A 21,471-nucleotide genomic window follows, 5' to 3' on the forward strand; every position below is an offset into this window, starting at 1 on the left:
CTACCCCTTATCCAATGTTTGTAACAGTCGTGACTTAGTCACCACGCCAAAGTAATTACCTTGCTCATCCACAACAGGCACTGAGTAAGGCACACCACCAACTAGGCCAAGCACATCATTGATTGGTAAATCAGGGTTCAGCGTTAATCCATCATCGAGCTGTGCGCTGACGAGTGATTTATTCTCTTTGTGGGCTTTACGAAGCGAGTCGATAGAAACAATGCCGGAGTAACGGCTGCTCTTCTCAACTACGATGCCGTATTCGCGGTCGTTATCCATCAAAATTTGTAGAGCGGACGCTGGGCCATCGTGTTCTGATTTTTTAAATACCGCAGCTGGCTTCTTACGCGCAATGTCTTTCACAGTAAGCACGCTTGCCACGTTCACACCGCGGAAGAAAGCTTCGACATAATCGTTGGCTGGGTTATTAAGAATATCGTCTGGAGTACCAACTTGAACCACTTCGCCATTTTGCATAATCGCAATTCGGTCACCGATACGCATCGCTTCATCCAAATCATGCGAGATGAAAACGATGGTTCGTTTATCGTCATTTTGAAGGCGAATAAGCTCATCTTGCATTTCAGTACGAATCAAAGGATCGAGCGCCGAGAACGCTTCATCCATCAACAAGATATCTGGGTCACATGCTAGTGCACGAGCCAAACCAACACGCTGCTTCATACCACCAGATAGTTCATCTGGGTAAGATTCTGAATATGCGCCAAGGCCAACACGCTCTAGCGCTTCAAGTGCTGACTGCTTTCGTTGTTCAACTTCAACGCCCGCAAGCTCTAGACCAAACGCGGCATTTTCGATAACCGTCATATGCGGCATCAAAGCGAAATTTTGAAAAACCATGGATATGTTGTTGCGGCGGACTTCACGGAGTTCATCTTCTGAGATGTGGGCAATGTCTTTGCCTCGAAGAAGCACATTACCTTTGGTAGGTTCGATCAAGCGGTTAAGAAGGCGTACTAGGGTTGATTTGCCAGATCCTGACAGTCCCATTATGACGAAAATCTCGCCTTCTTGAATACTAAGAGAAACATCGTTAACGCCGATCGTTAGCCCTGTTTCTTCAAAAACTTTATCTTTGTTCGCGCCTTCATTAATCATTGTAAAAGCACGATCGGTGTCTTCACCAAACACCTTGTACAGTCCCTTAACTTCCAGTATGGGATCCATGTAATCTAATCCTTTCTCAGTTATTTAAACTTAAAAATGGTTATTTAAACCCGAAAAACGATTAGCACTCTAAGTAATTAACGCGTGTAAATCAAGGAGCTTCGTTCGGTAAAACAAGGTGATAACCCAAAACCAGACCAGCGACATTGAGTTCAAAAAATAAGCGCAAAAACCACAAGGCACTGATAAACAAAGAGATAAATAAGAAAAGCACACGACCAATATTATGTATTACTTACTTGTAGATTATTGAATATTAATTTTACATTAGAGTAATTAATAGGCTGAATGAACCAACAAAAGCCACAATTAGTTCGTACACAAATAATTCGAATACGAACTATTTATTAAGCTTTCATGATGTTTCAGAGGCGAAAGTTCGCTCGCTAAAAAAGATAGGGTCAACTATCAATCTCTAGCTAAAAACCAAAGGTCAACCGGCTAAAGTCAGCGAGTTGAAATCAACCTTTTAGACCAAGAATTGTAATACATCACACCAACTGTGATACTTGCTGCAAACTCTCAATTGGTGATTATCTAGGCTGGGCTTCAACTTGTAGAGTGCTCATTGCTGAGCCATTCTTTATAAAAGAAATACGCATTTTCCCGTGACGAAATAGAGAAAAAGACAAGGAATTCGAATGATAAAAATGTTGGTGTGTGACTTTGACGGTACGCTTGATGGAGGCTCATCTCACGGTGTTAACCAGCTATTTGATTACCTCACAGAACAACCTGATATTCGCTTTATCATCGCGACAGGAAGAACATTACCTTCGATTCGAATGGGTTTAGAATCGGATAACTACCCGAAACCACACAGTATTATTAGCGATGTGGGCACCAAAATTCATCATGTTCATTCCCAAAAACCAGACCATGTTTGGCATAACCAACTGGAAGCTTCTTGGAACAAATCAAAGGTAGAGACGGCTCTCGCACCCCTTGATTTTATGGGTGAGCGCATAGAGAACCATCAAGGCGATTACAAGATCACCTTTGAAGGGAAGCTTTCAGAACCTCAACATGAACTGATTGAATCTAGCTTGGAAATGCACGGATTAGATGTTCACCTTACTTACTCTCATGATTGGTACTTAGATATCACACCAAAAGGAGTCAACAAGGCGACGGCGATTCACCACCTACTCGAACAACACGATTTGAGCGTTGCAGAAGTGTGTGTCGCAGGTGATTCAGCTAACGACACCTCAATGCTCACCATTGAGGGCGTAAACTCGATACTGGTCGCTAATCATTACCCAGAGGTTGCTCACCTATCGGATAGAGACAACGTATACACCAGCAGAGCAACACATGCTGAGGGTGTATTAGAAGGCCTTAAATACTGGCAAGGGCGTGCAGCAGCGGGTAATTAGAATAAGTAGAAGTGACCGACCGCTCCCTACTTCCTATCCTTATTTCCAACCGGGAAGCCAATGATCCTTGTCGGTGAGATCCCGCCAGTTGATGTCTTCCTCTCGTTTGGTCATCACCGCTTCTATCAAACAACGAATGACCTCCCCTTCTTCAAACTCGACCTCTGTGACCATAAAGTGTTTTTCTTTCTTTACAGGGCTAACAGCCGTCCATTTACTGCGAAGTAGTTTCTTTGGATTGATTCGATTCATGAGCTCATTTCTCGCTTAGATGTCATTGATTATTATGGATTGTCTAGCCGACATTGAGTAATAGTCTTCATCGCACGAAAAGGATCAAAAAAAGCCAGCGATTAAGCTGGCTTCGTTCAGTGAGCTATTTCTCGTTAAAGATTAGCCGTTTTTAGGTGGATCAAATGCCGTGAGTTCTAATACTGGACCTGTGTATTTTTCAATCTTCACAAGCGCAGAGTTTGCAGCACAGCCATTCGCCAAACGAGAAGTCGGGATATCCAACGTAAGCACGTTACAGCCACCGTTTTTACATAGACCTGTGTCTTTATCTAAATCTGGCCAACCGCCTTCATGGATACATACAGAGCCTTGTTTGATGCCATCAGTCACCAATGCACCTACCAATACTTGTCCACGACCATTATGTGCACGAACCAAGTCACCCGTTTTAATACCTCGAACTTTCGCATCTTCAGGGTGAATTGAAATCGGCTCACGGTCTGCAATCGCGTACTCTTCGCGGATCTTCGCGTAGTTGAACTGGCTATGCAGACGGTGCGCGGCGTGCGCTGTCATTAGTTGCAGTTCGCCATCTTTAGCATTGCCTGTGTACTCTGTTGGTTCTAACCAAGTTGGGTGTGCTGGGCAATCATCTAGTTGGTAACCTTCAATGGTTCTTGAGAATATCTCGAACTTGCCACTTGGTGTACCTAGTGGGTTCATGATTGGGTTCTCTCGAAAATCAGCGTAACGAACAAACTGTGCGTTCTTCTCGTTCCACTTCATCTCAATCAACTGATTATCTTCCCAGAACTTGCTGAAGTTAGGCATTACGATACGCTGACCACGGCCACCTTGCTGTGCGGTTTTGTAGAAACCATACAGCCATTCCATCTCGGTCTTGCCTTCGGTGTACACATCACGACCACCCGGAGCAAGTAACTCAGACATGTCCGCAAATATATCGAAATCGTTACGGGCTTCACCTTGTGGCTCAACCACTTTCTTCATTGGTACTAAGTGTTGGTTACTGTAGTCACCCGTCATCGTCATGTCATTACGTTCAAACGATGTAGTAATTGGCAGAACAATATCCGCGTGCTTAGCTGCTGCTGTCCAGTATGGTTCTGAGATAACAATCAGCTCAGGTTTTTGCCACGCTTTGATTAGGCGGTTGGTATCTTGGTGGTGAGTAAAGTTCGCACCGCCTGCCCACCAGATCATTTTAATCTCAGGGAATGTTAGGTTGTGACCATTGTGATGGTAGCTTGAACCCGGGTTTTCTAGCGCTTCAACAATACGCGCTACAGGGAAAGCATTCACAGAACCCGATACTGCCCAGTCGTTACCAGCCGATGAACCACCGCCAAGAGACGCTGAAATCGCAGGAAGTACACCCGCATCGCGTGCAGGGTTACCACCGTTTGAGTAGTGATAAGAAAGGCCAAAACCACCACCAGGTAAACCAACTTGACCTAGCATCGTCGCTAGCGTAACCAACATCCAGTGGCGTTGTTCACCGTATTGTTGACGCTGCATCCCCCAGCCAGACATCAGTATAGTACGGTTCTTACTGAAGATATCCGCCAGCAGTTCCAGTTGCTTCACTGGTACGCCACAGATCTCAGACGCCCACTCAGCAGATTTTTCCACGCCGTCTTCCTTACCCATCAAGTAAGCTTCGAATACGTCGTAACCTGTTGTGTATTTACCCAAGAATTCTTTATCGTGCTTGCCCTGTTTCACTAACGTGTGTGCGATGCCCATCATCATGGCTACGTCAGTCATTGGGTGAGGAGCAATCCACTCTGCGTTGTCACCAAAGAACTCAATAGTCTCAGAGCGCATTGGGTCAATCGCAATCACTGTCTTGCCCGACTTCTTCAACTGGTGGAAGAACTCAAGACCTGCACAGTCGGTTGAGCTCCAAGCGATCTTCAAGGTGTTAATTGGGTTTAGGCCCCAAAGTACCACCACATCACTGTGCTCAAGGATAACTGGGTAAGTCGTCTGCTGTTCATACACCTCAATCGAGCCCACAACGTGCGGCATGATAACTTGCGCAGCACCTGTTGAGTAATCACCTAAGTGACCAGAGTAACCACCAGCCATGCTCATGTAACGTTGTAGAAGCGTTTGCGCTTTGTGCAGAACACCACTTGAACGCCAGCCATAAGAGCCTGCGAATACAGATTCCGCACCGTGCTCTTGACGAATACGTGAGTGTTGTTGGTGAATCAATTTGTACACTTCATCCCAAGAGATACGAACAAATTCATCACTACCACGTACACCTTCAGGTGCAGATGGGTTAGCCAAGTAGCCTTTACGAACCATAGGGTACTTAACACGCGCTTTGGTGTGTACTTGATCAGGGCCTGTGGTCTGCAGGCTATTTGGAACCGTTTGTGCCAGTGCATTCGTCGTCGACACGAGTTTGCCGTCTTTCACTTCACACAGCATTGGGCCCATACGGCCTGATGTTAGAACACCAGAACCACGTTTGTCCGAAGCAATTGCGCTCATCGGTGTCAAAGATGTGAACGCCAACGCACCAGCTGTGATACCTGTACCTTTCATAAATCCACGACGTGTCATATTAGTCATAATTTTATCCTTCTAATTCTCTTTAGTGACCAACAACGTCTTTCGCGTGGTTTTGGAAGTACTTAGTCAGCAGCTCAAGGTTTTGCTCAGAAATGTCTGTACGGTCGCCCATACTTTTCGCAACAGGTCCCCAAGCATTCACAGTGAAGTGGTTTGAAGGAATTTTCGCGTGACACGTTGCACAGTAAACGTTGTCCAACTCTTCTGCATAAGACCAAATTGGGTCTAGTTTATCGACAACTGGAGAAGTGATATCACCCGTTAGCGCAACTGAACGCCACTCGTTACCGTAAGCATCGGCTTTATAGTCACCAGTAGTCAGTGCTTCTTGACCTTTGTCTGTCAATGTCGCAACGATTGCACGTTGGCCTTCACCGAAGTAAAGCACTTGCTCTGCACCTTTCATTTGGAATGCATTCAAAGTCACAGTACGGTTATCGCCTTCAGCCTTAACCACTTGCAGTTCTGCTGTTGGGTTTACACTGCCGAAGTCACCCATTGCGATATCGGTTACTGGGTAAACCACTTTCGCATCTGCTGGCGTGTTTTTCGTAAATGCAATCAAGGTATCGAACGCTTTGCTATCTAGCTGAGCTTCAGGAGCAAAATGTGCGACGCCTTTGTGACAATCGATACACGTTTGGTTGTTTTCACGACCGTAAGCATGCATTTTCGCTGCATCACGAGATTGTTCGAACTCTTCCATTGCATCGAATTCGTGACAAGAGCGACAAGTCGCTGAGTCATTCTCGCGGAATTGAGCCCAAACTGTCTCAGCCATCTCTTCACGGTGTGCTTCATATTTCTCAGGCGTGTCTATCTTCCCTGAAATAAATTCATGGTAGATGTCTTTGGACGCTCTTACTTTGGTGATCACGTAGTCAATCGGATCCGTTGGAATGTGGCAATCGGCACACTCAGCTCGAATGCCTTTTGCGTTACTGAAGTGTACTGAACCTTGGTATTCTTTGTGGGGTGCTTCCATTGTGTGGCAAGAAACACAAAACTCAGTGCTCGATGTATAGTGCATAACGGCTGCAGTTCCCCCTAAGGTTAACCAGCCAATACCTATACCAACCGCCGCTATTAGTGCGATATAACGTTTTTTTATTGTCATAATTCTTAATCATCTTCAACAATTGGTTACAATTAAGATCAGAATAGTACTTTAGGGGTAGATCAGTTTGATTTGGATCATAAATCGCATTCTGAGGAACAAAAATTGAACCTTTATGAGAACCCAAGGTCACTTCACGAAATTATTTCCCACCAGATACAATCACCCACCAAATAAGAGGTGACAGTTAAATATCTATTATTGATTAATCTAACATCAACGAGACAAAACGGCTTTCTAAGTCAAAGAAGTAAATTGTAAATCTATTACAATATCGGCTATCTATTTTTCATAAACTCCTCACTCAATGAACCAAACAGAATTCCAACAAAAAATAGCGAGTTTCACCTCAATTGAACAAGCGCTTGATTACTTCGAAATTGGATTTGATAGCAAGTTCATCGACCAAAATAGAGTCGAGCTTATGAAACGCTTTAATGGTTACCTGATCCTGTCAAAACCCGATGATTGGTTCTCAGGAAGAAGAGCGCTGAAAAACGCTTATTGTAAGGTTCAACGCAGCAAGTTAGATCGCCACACGCGTTCTGCCTGTCGTGGGTGTACAACTTGCCAGCGTCGATAGATCGGAAGCACTGTTCAAAATAGAGAACGAAAAAGTAGATAGTTGAAATAACATCTCATTACGATTTAGTTAGTGGTTTGCTCGAAAAAAAGTGTGCTAGTCTTACGGCAACTCAACTACGAGATAAAAACTACAATGAAAATTTTCAGCAATTTCGAAAGCGGCAACATTCACGTCGTTTCAGCAGATTCACCACAAAACATTCAACTGACTATCCCAGCAGACTACCAAACTGAAATCTCTCAGTGGTTTCACTTCCGCTTAGAAAGTGAAGCTCAACAAGCTCACCACTTTGAAATCGGTCAATTGGCGACATCTGCCTACCCTGAAGGCTGGAAAGACTACGATGTGGTTGCATCGTATGACCGTGAAGAGTGGTTCCGTATCCCATCTCAGTTCGATGGCGATACATTAAGCTTTGATATCATCCCTGAACACGATTCAATGTACTTCGCGTATTTCGCACCGTACTCATACGATCGTCACCAAGATCTTCTGCACAGTGCTCAAACGCACCCTGCTTGTAAGCTTGAAACTCTAGGTCACACGCTAGACAACAACGACATCACTTTGCTAACCATCGGCGAGCCAAGTGAAGAGAAGAAAAATATCTGGGTTATCGGTCGCCAACATCCAGGCGAGACGATGGCTGAATGGCTAATCGAAGGCCTGCTACAACGCCTGCTTGATGAAACAGATACGGTCGGTCGCTCTCTTCTAGACAGCGTTGTGTTCCGCGTTGTACCAAACATGAACCCAGATGGCAGCATCCGCGGTCACCTGCGTACTAACGCGATTGGTGTTAACCTGAACCGCGAATGGCAATCACCTTCTATGGAACGCAGCCCAGAGGTATTCCTTGTTCGCGAGCGTATGCTAGAAACGGGCGTTGACCTGTGTCTAGACATTCACGGCGACGAAGCGATTCCATATAACTTTGTAGCCGGTAGCGAAGGCACACCTTCTTACAACGAGCGCATCGCGAAGCTAGAGAACCACTTCAAGCAAGCACTGCTCACTATCACGCCAGAGTTCCAAGATGAATTTGGTTACGATAAAGACGAACCGGGCAAAGCAAACATGACTGTTGGCACAAACTGGATTGGTGAGCAATTCAAGTGTTTGGCTTACACCGTCGAGATGCCATTTAAAGATCACATCAGCCACGCTGACGAACTTTACGGCTGGTCTCCAGAGCGCAGTGTCGCGTTTGGTCACGACATGCTGGCCGCGGTTTGGGCAACAGTAGACGAGCTATAAGGCAAACTAAGCTCTTTGTTTGTCCCTGTATCGCCTTTGGTTTATAAGAATCTGGGCTATAGATAGAACAAAGCCCAGCACTTGTGAAAGTGCTGGGCTTTTTAATCTCTGCTTAGAATGAACGATTTGCGCCTTAAGGAATCTAACGTCAGTCGCTTTTAAGCCACTCTTAAGCTTGCAAAAAATACCGGGTATCTTTGCCTAATATGCCTTTGTTCAGACACCATATCTTTGAAGCTTGGGCCTTGTGATAACTGAACGATCACTTCATCGCCCTCTTGTCTCAACACAGCACCACTAATGTCGATACTGTTGTTGTCATGCAACCTCAAGGTGCCGGCCATTGAAAAGCCACGATAAACCGGAATGATGTTACGCATCATCAGGCGTACACCCTTTTCAGAAACTTCACTGACATGAAAAAGTTCATCCTTAATTCGCATCACCGGACGTGCCTTTTGAGGGTACTTTAAGCGGTAATATTTGCGTTTCTGGGTGAATGAATCTTCACGCATTAGTGACTCCCTGTCTCTGTTATTTCGGTCAAGCAATAGGCTGTAGCTTCAATTGGTCTCAAATAAACACATTCACCAAATTGATAGCTAATTATTATATCGACTTTCCGAGCTAATGCTTTAGAGATTTATACAGAGAAACACGGATTGCTTAGTATTCAGTAAAAAATGAGAACTGAATCGGAAATGAACTGAGCCAATAGCTAAAAACCCAATTCTTCGTGTCACACCCTAAAGCTGAAACAATGCCAACTGAATGCTGAAGCCCACAAATAGAATCCCACACACAATGTTCATCATTTGCGAGGTGCGCTTTTGAACTAACAAGCGCTTAAAGGTATCCGCCATTAAGATCACAACCAAGAACCACATCGACACCACTGACGCTTGAATTGCACCGAGTATCAAACTGTCTGTCACAATCGCATCTGTTGAAACAAATTGAGGGAATATAGAAAGATAAAACAGGACAATTTTAGGATTCAGTAGATTAGTGAGAAGCCCTTTGAAAAATTGGTTATAAAGCTTACTTCCCGATGCACTGACCACAGAGAGCACGCCCTCTTGAGCGCGCAGCGCCGCACGAAAATGGTTATATCCAAGCCAGACAAGATACAAAACCCCAGCCCACTTTAGCCCTTCAAAGGCCATGGGAGTGTTCGACAGTAATAGGCTTATGCCGTTGGCCGAGATAAAGGCATGAAAAAAGAAACCACATGACACGCCCAACACGTTCACAAATGCGAACAGCTTCCTTTGAGTTAAGGCTGTGCTTAATACCAACAGCGCATTTGGGCCCGGGATAATGGCAATAAAAAACACGATAACAATAAACAGCCAGATACTGTCCCAACTCATTTCGATCTCATTTCATGAACATTTTTAGGGCGGACATTGTACGTCCATTCAGTGCCATTACAATATGATAAACGCTTAATTATCGCGTATGGCTAACATACATAATTCGCGCGTATAATGAATGTGTTTATCGTCTAACGTACAAAACTGATTCTCTAACATTTGTAGCCCTGTTAGACTCCACCTCCCTTTTGATACTTGGTTCATTTATGTCATTTGCTAGCCTAACCCTTAACGCAAAAACCGTCTCCGCGCTCCCATCTCAATTCAATAAGCCGACAGAGATACAGCAAGCGGTAATTCCTACCATTATTGCGGGGAAAGACGTACTTGCATTGGCTCAAACGGGCAGCGGTAAAACATTGGCGTTTGGCTTACCGTTACTGAATAACATGAACCAAGATGTAAATGAATTGCAAGCACTGATCATTGTTCCAACCCGTGAACTTGCATCTCAAGTGACCAAATCTTTAGAGCCGATCGCAACAGCTCTCGATATCAAATTGGTAACGCTAACGGGCGGCGTAAATACTGATGATCAACAGCAACAATTATCGACTAAACCACAATTAGCCATCGCCACACCGGGCCGCTTACTTGCTTTAATCAAAAGTGATGAACTGGATGTAGCTCAGTGTTCATCATTGGTTCTTGATGAAGCCGACCGCCTGATCGACATGGGCTTTTGGCCAGATATTCAAGCGATTACTGCAGTACTACCGAGCAAACGTCAGTCACTGTTGTTCTCTGCGACACTTCCGCCCGAATTAGTAGGTCAGGCTGAAGAGCTTCTTTCAAATCCAGTTAAAGTGACGACACACCAAGAAAACAGCGTGGTCGCGGCTATTGAAGAAACCCTGTATTTAGTCAACAAAGGCAGTAAAGCTCAAGCGCTCATCGCCCTACTCAATCAACACACATGGCCGCAAGTATTGGTATTTATTGGCGCAAAAGACAATGCCGATGCATTAACCAAACGATTGAATAAAGCCAAAATCAGTGTGAGTGCGTTACATGGAAATAAGAGCCAAGAAGAACGAGAGCAAGCATTAGAAAGTTTCAAAAATGGCGAGACTCGTGTGCTTATCGCGACAGACGTCATGGCTCGAGGCATTCATATTGATCAGTTACCTGTCGTGATCAACTTCGAATTACCGTCACACGCAGCAACTTATGTACACCGCGTTGGTCGCACAGCAAGAGCAGGAAGTACTGGCTTGGCGATCTCTCTGGTTAGCCACAGCGAAACTGATTACCTAAATGCAATTCGCACCCTGACCAATAAGCCGTTAGTGCTGCAACCATTAGAGGGTTTCCCTATTACCGACAAACCTGCATCTGAAGCGACCGCTCGCAAGCGTCCACCTAAAGATAAAATGGCAAATCGAAGAACAGCCAAAAAGAAGAGCATTAAGCAATTTAAAAGCAAACCAAATAGCTCCAAGTAACCAGAAATAGCGCTAAGCAGCCAGAAATAGAATGGTCAGCCCAGTTTGTACTGGGCTTTTTTATATGCAACAAAACATAAATTCACACCCAAAAACTTACCTAAAGTTGCCAACTTAAATGACACTTTTGTGAATTATGATGCCAACGTATTGATTCTTGGTTGCTCAAAAAAAATACTCTTAAATCACGTTGACGCCCCTATGTCTGGCAACTAGATTTTTCTATTAGTGTCTACAACAGGAGGTCATTGAAATGAAACGTGCTAGCTCTACATATCGATTACAACTGATTAAGGAAGTGGCAACCCGCCGAGATCGTCAACGTTCCAATGACCCGATGGCAAACTACATACAAACCCTAATAGATAATAAAGATGATTGTGATACCTCGGTTGAACGCAACCAGAGGTTCAGTGGCAGTCATTTTGATGAGCACATAGGTGGTTGGGTAAGTGACCACTGGGGTAACAAGTAGGACAACGAGAGTAATCCAACCAGCATAACCGCTGTAGAATTCGTCTCCGCATTAACCTATCATCTGCAACAATTCCCTATCCTAGAGTAAGCAGAAAGTGTCTGAGTTAAAAAGAGAAAAAGAAGTGATGGTTGCCTTCCAAGTGATACCTCGCGTTAAAGAAGGCAACAACTTCGAAGTGGTTGATAAAGCCATTGAAGTTGTGAAAGCTGCCGATGTGCCTTTCCAAGTCGGTGCGATGGAAACCACGATGAAAGGTGAACTCAACCAATTACTCGATATCGTTAAACAAGCAGAACAAGCTTGCTACGATGCAGGGGCTGTAGAAGTGATCACGAACATTAAGATTCACAGTAAAACCACCGATGCCGATGATACATTTTGCACGTACCATCGTGGTGTAACGAAAGCGAATCACATGTTTGTTTAATCACATTTTTGTTTCTGAAAACTGAGCTTTAAGAAAGACTCTGAAGAACCAGTGGTGTTATTGGAAAGGCATGTCTGAGAGGTGAGAAAGGATTTCCATTCGTTCTTCTTCTGACATCGAATGCCAATCACGCGGAGTCTCTTCAGGGTCATCTTTCGCCCCGATCGGTTTTCGGTCCAGTGCTTTGACTGGCTCTTTTTTGAGTTTTACGTTCTTTTTATTCATACCGACACCACTCCTTCAGGTACAAAGGTACCTACCTTAATATTACACCCCAACCATTATGTAAAGTAATAGTTACTTCGGAGTTAAATAAAATCTTAATACTTCCTCTTTAGCCAAAAAGATCTCTTTGGGGACTTGTGTTTCCCTCTTCATCGACCTGCTTACCAACCAAGTTTTTTTGCTTCATTATTTTTCGTCTATAGCGCTGACGACACAGCTTTATCACGTGCAATTGTTCTGACGGTGTCATCGACATCCAATTAAACCGCTCTTCTCTTTTGCGCATACAACCATTGCAATAGCCTTTGTCATCGCTTGAACAAACCCCAACGCAAGGGCTTGGAACTTGGAAAAACTCTAACTGCTCCACCATGCCTCCTTACACATTCAAAATTACGCTTACTCTCTCAAAAATAAGCGATTAATTTGTCGCCTAGCTCATGGAATCCATACTAAACTATGACCTTATACTGACACATATAGTGTTTTGTAAACTATACTTTGAACCCATCAAGTTACACTTATTCGGTAACTTCGTTCTTTCCTTTGGAGCCTTATAATATGAAGTTTAGTTCAAAAAAATTACTAGCAGTAGCCGCTTTACCTATGATGCTAGCAGCATGCACAACAACAGGTGACAACGCGATGCAAGTAACACCAACCGATCTACAGCACCATAATTGGGAACTTGCGCAAATTGATGGCAAGGACATTGTGAAAAGCGAAGACCAAGCAGCTCCTCGTCTAGAGATCGGCGAAAAGATGACTGCAAACGGCATGGCTGGTTGTAACAACTTCTTCGGTCAAGGCGAGCTGAAAGACGGTCAATTCCGTATCAAGCAAATGGGCATGACAATGAAAATGTGTCACGGCTCTGCGATGGAAATCGAACAATCGGTTTCTGCTACTCTAAGCGAGTGGAGCGACGTAACGCTAACAAACGATACGCTAGTACTGAAAAACGATGTACACACGCTAACGTACACCATTCGTGACTGGGTAAACTAATCCGTCATCGAAACCAAATATTGATTAAAGGAGCCTGATGGCTCCTTTTTTATTGCCAGCTTGCCCTCACTACTTCTTCAAAATTGACGCTCATCGCCGACTTTTCGTACCAACCTCCAATAAACCTCAAAAATCTCTCATTTAGATGCAATAAATTCAACGGTTCAGCGGTCTGTTGCTAGGATGGCAAAAGCCTAGAGTCTGTCGAGTTTTCGAGATGATTACATATCGAACAAAACTCAACCGCGAACTCCCTGCTTGTTCTCAAGTAATTGATTGAATTTACTGTTGAATTAGAATTTATTTCAGAAACAGATAGAATAACTATTAGGGCATGTTGATCTTTCGTGAACCGCGAAAGGTCAGTACGCCCTAGGGAGTTTGAAAATACAATGCTCTTGCCCGTTCACTACCAAATGGAAAAGTTTATGAACAAGATAGTAAGTACGTTAGGAATCATGGCAACCGTTGCATACAGCGCAACCATTTATGCTGATGAAGCAACATCAACCGACAGCTGGAACCAAATAGAACAGCAGGCAGAGGGAGAAACTGTCTACTTTCACGCTTGGGGCGGAAGCCAAGAGATCAATCGTTACCTACAGTGGGCAGGCAAGAAATTACAAAGTGACTACGGTGTCACGTTGAAGCATGTGAAAGTAACCGATATTGCGGAAACCACCACTCGACTGCTCGCTGAAAAAGCAGCAGGAAAGAACAGTGAAGGCAGCGTCGATATTGTCTGGATCAATGGCGAGAACTTTCGCTCGATGAAAGACAACGCGCTATTGTTTGGGCCATTTACAGAATCACTTCCAAATTGGCAGTATGTCGATAAGTCTCTGCCAATTGATGTCGATTTTTCAGAGCCGACAGAAGGCTTAGAAGCACCGTGGGGCGTGGGACAACTTGTGTTCATTCACGATCAAGAGACGCTGCACAATCCACCACAATCATTCTCAGAGATGTTGAGCTACGCTCAGGCTTTCCCGAACCGCTTAAGCTACCCTCGCCCACCAGAATTTCATGGCACGAGCTTCATTAAGTCTCTATTGATTGAACTAACAAACAATAACCCTGCGCTGGCTCAGCCGGTTTCAGAAGGCAACTTCCAAGAAGTGACGGCACCACTTTGGGCTTACTTAGATAAATTCCATAAAGTGGCTTGGCGCGGTGGCAAACAATTCCCAGCAGGCACATCGGAAAGCATCCAACTCCTGGATGACGGACAGATCGATCTCGCGATTACGTTCAATCCAAACTCTGTTTATTCAGCACAAGCAAGTGGTCGCCTAGCCGAAACCACTAAGGCTTATGCTCTAGAAAGCGGCGCACTATCTAACATTCACTTCCTTGCGATTCCTTGGAATGCCAATGCAACCGCAGGTGCTCAAGTGACCATTAACTTCTTACTGAGCCCAGAAGCACAGTCTCGTAAAGGTGACCTCAATGTTTGGGGCGATCCTTCGGTTCTGAGCAGCAAGTACCTCACTGGCAGCGCTAAAAACACCCAGCAATTTAAATCGGTTGATGAACCACACCCTAGCTGGCAAAACGCGCTCGAGAAAGAGTGGCTTAAGCGATACGGTAACTAGTCTTCATGCTACGCGCTCTATATTTTGTTGTTATAGCTGTATGCATTATCCCAACCATTCCTGGGGTAGCGGGAGTCGTGGCTTCGTCACTGAGCTTCATCCCGCCTCTTGGTTTAGAGGAGCCGACACTCAACGGCTTTAGCCAAGTCTTGCAATGGGAAGGGGCTTGGCACTCTATTGGCTTAAGCCTAGGTTCAGCAATTGCAAGCAGCTACATAGCCTGCTTCCTGACCTTTTGTATTCTTCAAGCCTCTTGGGGAAACAAGTTTTGGAGAAAGATTGAGTTAACACTATCACCAATGCTTGCCATTCCACATGTGGCTTTCGCTATCGGCTTTGCATTTCTGTTTAGCCCAACGGGGCTTGGCGCAAGAGCGGTACATCACTTGCTCGGCGAATCGGCTACGAGCTCTGAATTGGCGTTATTGGTGAAAGACCCATACGCGTTCGGCTTAATCATTATGCTCGCACTTAAAGAAGTCCCCTTCTTGTTGCTGATGAGCATTTCGATACTTCAACAAATTGATGTAGAACGTATCACCAAGGTCAGTGCATCTCTGGGTTATAGCCGTGCTCAGATCTGGTGGAAATGTATTTTCCCACAATGGTTTACTAAGCTTCGCTTCCCAATGCTGGCGGTACTCGCTTACAGTGTCTCGGTTGTCGATATTGCTCTGATCATTGGCCCAACCAATCCACCGACCTTTGCCGTTTTGGTATGGCAATGGTTCAACGATCCTGATCTTAACCTACTTCCGCGAGCTGCTGCTGGTGCCATCGTTTTATTTGGTTTAGCTTCGTTGATCATCGCCTTGGCGCGTTTAGTTGAATGGGCGGTTCTTAAGTACTTTCGAACTTGGCAGTATTCCGGAAGAACAGGGGCAAACCTTCCGGGGAAAACGGTGTTCACAGTCCTTGCTAGTCTTTCACTGCTGATCATTCCATTGATGGTAATTTGGAGCGTTGCTCAGCGTTGGCGCTTCCCTGATTTACTGCCGAGCCGCTACAGCATGCGCTTCTGGGAGTTCGAGTGGGATGGCATCATGAGCACCGTTGGTCAAAGCTTATGGATTGGCCTTATTGCCGCTTCAGTCGCTCTGTTACTTGCGCTGATTGCTCACGAATACAGAATCAAATACAAGTGGCAAGTTCCGGGCTTCATTATCGCTATCCCAATGTTAATACCTCAACTCTCGGTATTGTTTGGTATGCAAGTCACGACCCTCTACATCGGCAGTAGTGCCTATGAGTTCTGGGTGATTTGGGCGCATGTTTTCTTTGCTTTCCCGTTTGTGTATCTGTCTTTGGACGGCCCGTGGAAAAGCTTCAATGATGGGTTGATTAAAGCCTCGCTGAGCCTAGGTAAATCGCCATTTCAGAGTTGGTATTCGATCAAACTGCCAATCTTGCTTCCTGCTATTGCCTTTGCTTGGGCGGTCGGGGTCAGCGTGAGTTTGGCTCAGTACCTTCCAACATTGATGCTCGGCGCGGGCCGTATTAGCACGATCACCACAGAAGCCGTTGCCCTAACCAGTGGTTTCGACCGCAGGGTGACAGCAATCTATGCCATTTGGCAGGCCCTATTGCCTCTGTTCTTTTTCTCTTTAGCGATATTAGTCAGCCGACTTCAACTTAGATATCGCCGTCTTACTTTTAAAGGTTTCCTAAGTAATGAGTCTGTACCTCAACGACCTCGCCATCCGTAAAACCGATGGAGATTCGCTGTTCTCAGCGCTAAACGTAACATTAGAATCTGGCCAAATACTGGCTTTAATGGGGCCGAGTGGCTGCGGAAAGTCGACCTTATTGGATGCGATAGCTGGTCACTTAAGTGAAGAGTTTTCGTATTCTGGCACCGTTGTGTTGAACGATATTCAGCTCGACGAGCTTCCTTCACATCAGCGTGAAGTCGGTATTTTGTTTCAAGATGACTTGTTGTTTCCGCACCTCAAAGTATGGGAGAACTTGGCGTTCTCTCTGCCTAATTCAATTAAGGGCTCCGCTCGTCAACAGCAAGCAATGGCTGCACTAAAAGACATAGAGCTAACTCACTTAGCTGAATCTTTCCCGGATCAAATATCTGGTGGTCAACGCGCAAGAATAAGCTTAACTCGTATGTTGTTAGCCAAGCCTAAGCTCGCCTTGCTTGACGAACCGTTCAGCAAGCTAGACCAAGAGTTAAGAGCACAATTTCGCGATTGGGTGTTTGAACAATTGACCAAAGCGAATATCCCTACATTAATGGTCACGCACGACGAAGCCGATGTACCTCAAGGGGCAGAAGTACTGTCTTGGCCATGGAGAAGTAACCATGCTGGATAAGTACTCCATTAAGGTCATTAAGTGGCCATTAAATCAGTCTGCTAAGTTACTGAACCAATTGGGTATCACGGCCAATCAAACCACGTTATTCGGATTTCTGGTTGGGTGTTTAGCATTTCCAGCGCTAGCATTTCAGCAATACGAGTGGGCGTTAGGCTTCATTGTATTCAACAGAGTGTGTGATGGGCTTGATGGAGCCTTGGCTCGAATCCAAGGCATTAGTGATGCGGGTGGTTTCCTCGACATCAGCCTAGATTTCCTATTCTACTCGCTGATCCCTTTTGGTTTTGTCATTGCCAACCCAGAACATAACGCCATTGCCGGTGCATTTTTGATCTTCTCTTTTATCGGCACAGGCAGCAGCTTTTTGGCGTTTGCCGTTATGGCAGGCAAGCGAGGCATAGAAAACCCAGTCTATAAACATAAGTCTCTGTACTACATGTCGGGGTTAACCGAAGGCACTGAAACCATCGCCTGTTTCATAGCGTTCTGTATTTGGCCTCAACACTTTGCAGTTATCGCTTACACCTTTGGTGCAGCTTGTTGGCTAACTACGTTCATGCGTATTTATTTTGGGTTCCAGACACTCAAGAATCAAACCACCTAGTATTAGTTTCAGGTTCCTTTCAAACAAAAACGCCGCTCAACATGAGCGGCGTTTTTATATTCTAGCTAATACTCAAACCTAATTAAGCATCTGCAGAAGCGCTAATTTTAAATCTCAACACCTTCAAGCTTGAATCAAGGTCGACATCGACAAACTCAGGCGGGTTGTCCAGACGCTCAATGAATTCAACGCTTGGTGCTTCTTCTGCCATCGTCTCAATCAGGAAGTTTGGTGATACAGCAGGTGAATTCACACACGCAATAACTTCACCACCTTCAGTTAGAAGTTCAGGTAAACGACGTAAGATCTTTTTGTAGTCTTTAGTTAGAGCAAAGCTGCCTTTTTGGAACGAAGGCGGATCGATGATCACTAGCTCGTAAGGGCCGCCCTTCTTGATTTTTCCCCACGACTTAAAGATATCGTAACCAAGGAAGTTAACCGAGCGCATATCGTGATCATTCAGACGGTGATTATCGCGGCCTTTGTTTAGCGAGCCACGTGACATGTCCACGTTCATACATTGACGAGCGCCACCAGCGATAGCCGCGACAGAGAAACCACAAGTGTATGCGAACAGGTTAAGAACGTTCTTATCCTTGGCATTATCTTGTACCCACTGACGACCATTACGCATGTCTAGGAACAAACCGAAGTTCTGATTACGACCAATATCTAATTGGTACTTAAGACCGTGCTCAACCACAACCGGAGAATCATTCAACTCACCCCATAGGACCTCTGAAGGCGCGCCATCGGCATAACGGTGTTGCAGAACAATGCTTGTGCCCTGCTTTGATTGCCAGATATCTTTGTTGGTGAGTTCAACCAATCCAGCTTTAAGAGATGACAAGAATTCATCGTTGACTTCTTTAAACACGTTAACCAGTAGTTGTCCATCAACCCAATCACATGTCAGTTGCTCTAGACCAGGCCAAAACTTACCGCGCCCGTGGAAAATACGGCGTAATTCGTTTGGTACTTCATTAAGTTGCTGTTCAATATGACTAAAAAACAGAGGTAAAGCTGATGCTTCCATTATTTCACTCACTTAGTGTTTAGCTTTGGCCAAGTTAATGACCAAGGTTCAAGCCAACTGTCCAAACCGTTCGACACGGTTTCCTGATGCCACTTCTCACCCAAGGAGTTTAGCCCTCTTGGATCGCAGACATATTCGTAGGCTTGTGATTGATAGGTAAATCGAATCGCGAAGGCATGCAGATAACCTCTGTCAGCCTCACTCGATGGATTATAAATAGGGTCACCAACAATGGCTGAGCCGATCGACTTCATCGCGACACGGATCTGGTGAGTTCGCCCCGTATAGGGTTTGCATAACAGCAAACGCTCACCGGGTTCAGCCGTTGCTGATAAAAACTGAGTAATCGCTGGATTCTCTTTGGATGTCAGAAGTTTCCAACTTGAGCGTCGTGAACGCTCCATGTCTCCTGAGATCAAACCTTGCTTTTTCTTTGGCTTCTTAGAACCAATCGCAAGGTAGTATTTTTCTACTTCACGCTTTGCAAATAGCTGTGAAAGCTCGCTCGCCGCCGACGCATTTTTTGCCAGCAGCAGAATGCCCGAAGTCATTTTATCTAGTCGATGAACGAGATACAGCTTAGGCTCATTAATTGCCTTAGCAACTTCTTGAAGCAACATGGTATCGCCATCGTCTTTGTGGACGCTGACTCCAGGATGCTTATTGATAAGTAAAAAATCAGAGTGGTTCAGAAGAATATCGAACATGTAAAGGCTAGCTCCATTGTAGAAGGTGGAGTATACCGCGTCTGAACCCAGATTCCAGCTACGAAAAAGCCCAACTCACTCAATAAACATTGAATCATTGGGCTTCTTTTCAGCAAGTAGCGATCAGTGCTTGGTCTTTACTCGATTGCCACTCGATAAATAGAACCAAGTCACCGCTTTACGCCAGTTTAAACTTACCGATTAATGCTTCTAGCTCAGCAACCTTAGCGTTCAAGCCTGATGTGTTTTCAGAGCTTCGAGTCGCCAGTTGCAAAGATTGCTCAGAGATATCGCTAATCGCGGTAATATCCGCTGCAATTTCTTTGGTCACAGCCGTCTGTTCTTCTGCCGCAGTCGCAATAGAGTTAACCATGCTTTGTACATTGCCCGCACCGCTCACAATCGCCTCTAGCGCAGAAACAGCACCTGAGCTTTGCTCGACACCAATCTCAACTAAACGACAGTTGTCTTGAGTGTAAGTCACCGCTTCTTGAGTGCCCGATTGAATCGATTGAATGATACCCGAGACTTCTTGTGTCGCTTTGGTTGTTCTTTCTGCTAGCGCTCGCACTTCATCGGCTACCACAGCAAAACCACGACCGAATTCGCCTGCACGTGCCGCTTCAATTGCAGCGTTAAGAGCTAACAGGTTGGTTTGCTCAGCAATGTCTTCGATTACCTTAATAACGCTACCAATCTGCTCACCATGCGAACCCAGCGTGTTCATCTGTAGCGACATGTCACTCATTTGAGTCGACACTTGTTGAATACTCGCCACCATCTCAACAATCACGTTGCGGCCATCTTCTGCAGACGTTTCAGAGCGACGTGCTTCTTCATAAGTAGAAATACCTTGCTGCGCCACTTCAGAAATGGTCAAACTTAGCTCTTCAGCAGCCGTTGCAATCAAGTTAGCTTTGTCTGCTTGAGCTGATGCGCCCGTCACGATGTCTTGGCTGATTGACGATAGCTCACCTGTCACCGATTGGACTTGGTGAGTCACAGACGAGATTGAACCTAGTAGGTCTACTAGCGATTTCTGCATCTGGTTAATCGACTTAGCCAGTTCAGCTAATTCATCGCCAGAATCATCAATAATGTCGCCAGCCGTTAGGTCACCATTTGCTACACGTCGTGCTACTTGTTCAACACGAGTCAGGCGGTTGGTAATAGAGCTAGACAATAGATACGCAATCACACAACCAAAGACAATCGCAATAGCAGACAACAGCATGATGGTACGTTCGATGGTGGTAAACGTATCGGTTAGTGTCAGTAGTGACTGTTCTGTATCTGCACGCTCACTTGCTGACGCTTGATCCAGTAAGTTCTCAATAGGGATGAGATTGCTCTCATACAAAGATCGTAGCTGTTGAATGTTGGCTAGGAGCGCAGCTTCATCATTGATCTTCGGCACAAGCGTTGATTCAAACTCTTGAGTGAAACGCCCCATCAGGTCTTCAATTCGCTGAATACGACGGTGATCTTCCGAACCTCTACTCTCCAAACGCTTCGCCTGCTCGATTGCTTGGGCAAATTCGTTCTTATTGGTTCGATAATCGTTCAGCGCGTTATCAACCTGAATAATCGCACCTAACGCATCTCGGTAGACATCTCCAGCTTCATCTATCAGAACAAGATAGGTAACAGTGCCCGGTACATCGTCCATTCTGATCTCATCGGCACTTCTATGAGCGCCAATAACCTCTATCCATACAATACTGACTAACGTGACAAGCACCGCCAATATAGAGCCAAAACCGGCATACAGTTTCTTTCTCACCGATAATTTCATACAACACCTACCTAAATAAAATACGGCTTAGAAAACCTTTGATATTCAATATATCGGCTAGCGCACGGATAACTTGAGTGAA

Annotated in this window: 22 protein-coding genes; 11 read left to right on the plus strand and 11 right to left on the minus strand. The window is 45.1% G+C overall.

Annotated features, from left to right (window positions below; genetic code table 11):
• Nucleotides 1-1,188 (minus strand): glycine betaine/L-proline ABC transporter ATP-binding protein ProV, encoded by a 1,188-nt coding sequence (proV, locus tag OCV20_RS10500; RefSeq protein WP_048614446.1) that lies wholly within the window; start codon nucleotides 1,186-1,188, stop codon nucleotides 1-3.
• Nucleotides 1,189-1,829: 641 nt separating this feature from the next.
• Between proV and OCV20_RS10505 the strand changes: the two genes are divergently transcribed.
• The gene (locus OCV20_RS10505) at nucleotides 1,830-2,567 is read left to right on the plus strand and encodes an HAD-IIB family hydrolase (RefSeq protein WP_050053016.1); all 738 of its coding nucleotides are present in this window, start codon (nucleotides 1,830-1,832) and stop codon (nucleotides 2,565-2,567) included.
• 39 nt (nucleotides 2,568-2,606) lie between these two features.
• Here the strand turns inward: OCV20_RS10505 and OCV20_RS10510 are convergent, their stop codons facing one another.
• The 3 genes from OCV20_RS10510 to OCV20_RS10520 all read right to left on the minus strand — a co-directional run bounded on the left by OCV20_RS10510 (nucleotide 2,607) and on the right by OCV20_RS10520 (nucleotide 6,525).
• Nucleotides 2,607-2,819: a TIGR02450 family Trp-rich protein gene (locus OCV20_RS10510; RefSeq protein WP_017068050.1), complete on the minus strand. Its 213-nt coding sequence runs from the start codon at nucleotides 2,817-2,819 to the stop codon at nucleotides 2,607-2,609.
• A 141-nt stretch (nucleotides 2,820-2,960) separates the two neighbouring features.
• Nucleotides 2,961-5,408: a molybdopterin guanine dinucleotide-containing S/N-oxide reductase gene (locus OCV20_RS10515; RefSeq protein ID WP_086773691.1), complete on the minus strand. Its 2,448-nt coding sequence runs from the start codon at nucleotides 5,406-5,408 to the stop codon at nucleotides 2,961-2,963.
• A gap of 22 nt (nucleotides 5,409-5,430) precedes the next feature.
• Nucleotides 5,431-6,525 (minus strand): NapC/NirT family cytochrome c, encoded by a 1,095-nt coding sequence (locus OCV20_RS10520; protein ID WP_017060332.1) that lies wholly within the window; start codon nucleotides 6,523-6,525, stop codon nucleotides 5,431-5,433.
• A gap of 307 nt (nucleotides 6,526-6,832) precedes the next feature.
• On the opposite strand from OCV20_RS10520, the gene OCV20_RS10525 reads away from it, so the two are divergent.
• Nucleotides 6,833-7,108 carry a nitrogenase-stabilizing/protective protein NifW gene (locus OCV20_RS10525; protein ID WP_059019258.1) on the plus strand — a complete coding sequence of 92 codons (276 nt, stop codon included), beginning with the start codon at nucleotides 6,833-6,835 and terminating at the stop codon, nucleotides 7,106-7,108.
• 135 nt (nucleotides 7,109-7,243) lie between these two features.
• Entirely contained in the window at nucleotides 7,244-8,368 is a 1,125-nt protein-coding gene (locus OCV20_RS10530; protein ID WP_048614453.1) for a M14 family metallopeptidase, read from the plus strand.
• A 158-nt stretch (nucleotides 8,369-8,526) separates the two neighbouring features.
• On the opposite strand, the gene OCV20_RS10535 is transcribed toward OCV20_RS10530, so the two are convergent.
• A complete protein-coding gene (locus tag OCV20_RS10535; protein WP_017060329.1) occupies nucleotides 8,527-8,883 on the minus strand; it encodes a hypothetical protein in 357 nt (118 codons plus the stop codon).
• A 231-nt stretch (nucleotides 8,884-9,114) separates the two neighbouring features.
• A complete protein-coding gene (locus OCV20_RS10540) occupies nucleotides 9,115-9,741 on the minus strand; it encodes a LysE family translocator (RefSeq protein ID WP_048609428.1) in 627 nt (208 codons plus the stop codon).
• Between the two features lie 209 nt (nucleotides 9,742-9,950).
• On the opposite strand from OCV20_RS10540, the gene OCV20_RS10545 reads away from it, so the two are divergent.
• The 3 genes from OCV20_RS10545 (at nucleotide 9,951) to OCV20_RS10555 (ending at nucleotide 12,094) form a co-directional block, all read left to right on the plus strand.
• Nucleotides 9,951-11,189: a DEAD/DEAH box helicase gene (locus OCV20_RS10545; RefSeq protein ID WP_086773692.1), complete on the plus strand. Its 1,239-nt coding sequence runs from the start codon at nucleotides 9,951-9,953 to the stop codon at nucleotides 11,187-11,189.
• Nucleotides 11,190-11,442: 253 nt separating this feature from the next.
• Nucleotides 11,443-11,664, plus strand: coding sequence for a hypothetical protein (locus OCV20_RS10550; protein ID WP_017057116.1), 222 nt, complete (start codon nucleotides 11,443-11,445; stop codon nucleotides 11,662-11,664).
• Between the two features lie 127 nt (nucleotides 11,665-11,791).
• The gene (locus OCV20_RS10555; RefSeq protein ID WP_086773736.1) at nucleotides 11,792-12,094 is read left to right on the plus strand and encodes a thiamine-binding protein; all 303 of its coding nucleotides are present in this window, start codon (nucleotides 11,792-11,794) and stop codon (nucleotides 12,092-12,094) included.
• Between the two features lie 57 nt (nucleotides 12,095-12,151).
• Here OCV20_RS10555 and OCV20_RS10560 read toward each other — a convergent pair whose 3' ends face one another.
• Nucleotides 12,152-12,319, minus strand: a complete 168-nt coding sequence (locus tag OCV20_RS10560; RefSeq protein WP_009846446.1) for a hypothetical protein — start codon at nucleotides 12,317-12,319, stop codon at nucleotides 12,152-12,154.
• 109 nt (nucleotides 12,320-12,428) lie between these two features.
• On the minus strand, nucleotides 12,429-12,692 hold the full coding sequence (locus OCV20_RS10565) for a DUF1289 domain-containing protein (protein WP_081090123.1): 264 nt from the start codon (nucleotides 12,690-12,692) through the stop codon (nucleotides 12,429-12,431).
• A gap of 188 nt (nucleotides 12,693-12,880) precedes the next feature.
• On the opposite strand from OCV20_RS10565, the gene OCV20_RS10570 reads away from it, so the two are divergent.
• The 5 genes from OCV20_RS10570 to OCV20_RS10590 all read left to right on the plus strand — a co-directional run bounded on the left by OCV20_RS10570 (nucleotide 12,881) and on the right by OCV20_RS10590 (nucleotide 17,851).
• Nucleotides 12,881-13,327, plus strand: a complete 447-nt coding sequence (locus OCV20_RS10570; RefSeq protein ID WP_004734625.1) for an META domain-containing protein — start codon at nucleotides 12,881-12,883, stop codon at nucleotides 13,325-13,327.
• A gap of 428 nt (nucleotides 13,328-13,755) precedes the next feature.
• The gene (locus tag OCV20_RS10575; RefSeq protein ID WP_048614457.1) at nucleotides 13,756-14,922 is read left to right on the plus strand and encodes an ABC transporter substrate-binding protein; all 1,167 of its coding nucleotides are present in this window, start codon (nucleotides 13,756-13,758) and stop codon (nucleotides 14,920-14,922) included.
• A gap of 5 nt (nucleotides 14,923-14,927) precedes the next feature.
• Nucleotides 14,928-16,628, plus strand: coding sequence for an ABC transporter permease (locus OCV20_RS10580; RefSeq protein ID WP_086773693.1), 1,701 nt, complete (start codon nucleotides 14,928-14,930; stop codon nucleotides 16,626-16,628).
• Nucleotides 16,594-17,244: an ATP-binding cassette domain-containing protein gene (locus tag OCV20_RS10585; protein ID WP_048617661.1), complete on the plus strand. Its 651-nt coding sequence runs from the start codon at nucleotides 16,594-16,596 to the stop codon at nucleotides 17,242-17,244. The genes OCV20_RS10580 and OCV20_RS10585 overlap by 35 nt, the downstream gene beginning before the upstream one ends.
• Complete coding sequence (locus OCV20_RS10590) at nucleotides 17,234-17,851, plus strand: CDP-alcohol phosphatidyltransferase family protein (RefSeq protein WP_048617663.1); 618 nt, start codon at nucleotides 17,234-17,236, stop codon at nucleotides 17,849-17,851. Before OCV20_RS10585 ends, OCV20_RS10590 begins: the two co-directional genes overlap by 11 nt.
• A gap of 82 nt (nucleotides 17,852-17,933) precedes the next feature.
• Here OCV20_RS10590 and OCV20_RS10595 read toward each other — a convergent pair whose 3' ends face one another.
• From OCV20_RS10595 to OCV20_RS10605, 3 genes are all read right to left on the minus strand, one after another.
• A complete protein-coding gene (locus OCV20_RS10595; protein WP_050648810.1) occupies nucleotides 17,934-18,887 on the minus strand; it encodes a class I SAM-dependent methyltransferase in 954 nt (317 codons plus the stop codon).
• Nucleotides 18,888-18,895: 8 nt separating this feature from the next.
• Nucleotides 18,896-19,594: a TIGR01621 family pseudouridine synthase gene (locus tag OCV20_RS10600; RefSeq protein ID WP_050648811.1), complete on the minus strand. Its 699-nt coding sequence runs from the start codon at nucleotides 19,592-19,594 to the stop codon at nucleotides 18,896-18,898.
• 178 nt (nucleotides 19,595-19,772) lie between these two features.
• A complete protein-coding gene (locus OCV20_RS10605; RefSeq protein ID WP_086773694.1) occupies nucleotides 19,773-21,389 on the minus strand; it encodes a methyl-accepting chemotaxis protein in 1,617 nt (538 codons plus the stop codon).
• Nucleotides 21,390-21,471 lie beyond the last annotated feature (82 nt).

It is taken from the genome of Vibrio coralliirubri (genome assembly GCF_024347375.1).
GTDB classification, from domain to species: domain Bacteria; phylum Pseudomonadota; class Gammaproteobacteria; order Enterobacterales; family Vibrionaceae; genus Vibrio; species Vibrio coralliirubri.